This window comes from Pseudomonas parakoreensis (assembly GCF_021602155.1).
In the GTDB taxonomy this organism is placed as follows: domain Bacteria; phylum Pseudomonadota; class Gammaproteobacteria; order Pseudomonadales; family Pseudomonadaceae; genus Aquipseudomonas; species Aquipseudomonas parakoreensis.
In genome coordinates this window covers 1-1654 of the sequence record NZ_BQHY01000051.1, presented here as the reverse complement: position 1 = coordinate 1654, position 1654 = coordinate 1, and the positions used below count along the sequence as shown (strand labels likewise).

Annotated in this window: 1 protein-coding gene; it reads left to right on the top strand. The window is 65.0% G+C overall.

Features of this window, described 5'->3' with window-relative positions; genetic code table 11:
- Window positions 1-73: 73 nt before the first annotated feature.
- A protein-coding gene (locus L6D63_RS28270; protein ID WP_236170504.1) for an IS3 family transposase occupies window positions 74-1620 on the top strand; the annotation gives its coding sequence in 2 pieces (ribosomal slippage) (window positions 74-560 and window positions 560-1620; 1548 coding nt in all).
- Window positions 1621-1654: the final 34 nt, after the last annotated feature.

The following is a 1654-nucleotide window of genomic DNA, read 5'->3' as shown; positions in this document are numbered from 1 at the left end:
CCCGCCGCGTCAGGATAGTTGTCGTGTGAGTTGATTCGATGAGTCTTGGTCGGTGGGCGTAAGTGAGAGCCGTGTGGCGCGTTATTCGATAGAGCATCGGGAGTGGGTGGTGCGGCAGATGATGCCGCCCTTGAACCGGACGGTGCCGGAGCTGGTGGAAGCGACAGGCATTACTGATGCCACCCTGTATGCTTGGCGCAAACAGGCCAGAGCAGCGGGAGCAGTGGTGCCGGGAGATGGACAGCAGGCCGACCAGTGGTCGAGCCTGGACAAGTTTCGGGTGGTGCTGGAAAGCGCCAGCCTCAATGCGGCTGAGCTGGCGGAGTACTGCCGGCGCAAAGGCCTGTATGTCGAGCAGATCAACGCCTGGCGCGAAGCCTGCGAGCAGGCCAACAGCCTGGCTCAGCCGAGCAAGACCCGGCGCGAACGCGAAGAGGAAAAGGCCGCGAAGAAGCGCATCAAGCAGCTGGAGCGTGAACTGCGGCGCAAGGATGCGGCGCTGGCAGAAACCGCGGCTCTGCTGGTGTTGCGAAAAAAAGCCGAGGCGCTCTGGGGGAAGGACGAGGACGAATGATCAGCGCCCCGGATCGCCGTGAAACGCTGCAGTTGATCGAGGACGCCGTGGCGGCGGGAGCGCGGCGGGCGCAGGCCTGCGCCGAACTGGGCCTGTCGCTGCGCAGCCTGCAGCGCTGGCAGCACTGCCCGGAGGATCGGCGTCCTTCGGCACAGCGAGCTGAGCCGGCCAACAAGCTGACCCCGCAAGAGCGCCGCCGCGTGCTGGAGGTCGCCAACCAGCCCGAGTTTGCCAGCCTGCCGCCGCAGCAGATCGTGGCGCGGCTGGCCGATCAGGGCACCTGGCTGGCCTCGGAGTCGACCTTTTACCGGTTGCTGAAGGACGCCGAACAGCAGCATCCGCGCGGCCGTAGCCGCCCACCGGTGAAACGAGCGCTGACGACCCATGTGGCCGACGGCCCGAACCAGCTGTGGTGCTGGGACATCACCTGGCTGCCGACCACGGTCAAGGGCCGTTACTTCTACTGGTACATGATCAAGGACGTCTACAGCCGGAAGCTGGTGGCCAACGAGGTGCATGAAAGTGAAAGCGCCGAGCAGGCCGCCCAGCTGCTACGCCAGGCCTGCTTACGTGAACAGCGAGCAGGCCAGCCGCTGGTACTGCACTCGGACAATGGCAGCGCGATGAAGGGCTCGACCATGCTGGCGGCCATGCAGAACCTGGGTGTGATGCCCTCGTTCAGCCGCCCGCGGGTGAGCAATGACAACGCCTATGCCGAGGCCTTGTTCCGCACGGCGAAGTACTGCCCGCGGTGGCCGGAGCGGCCCTTCGACACGCTGGAGCAGGCCAGGAACTGGGTGAACAGCTTCGTGGCCTGGTACAACCATGAACATCGCCACAGCGCCCTGAAGTTCGTGACCCCGGCGCAGCGACATACTGGCCAGGCGGAAGAGTTGCTGCGCAAGCGTATCGAGCTGTACGAGGCGGCGCGTGCACGGCACCCGGAGCGCTGGAGCGGCAACATCAGGAACTGGGTGCTGGCACCAATCGTGTGCCTGAACCCGGAGCGGGAAGCGGTACTGCAGCAAACATCAAAGGCAGCGTGACACGCTCACGCGACAACTACCTTGAAAATCGCCG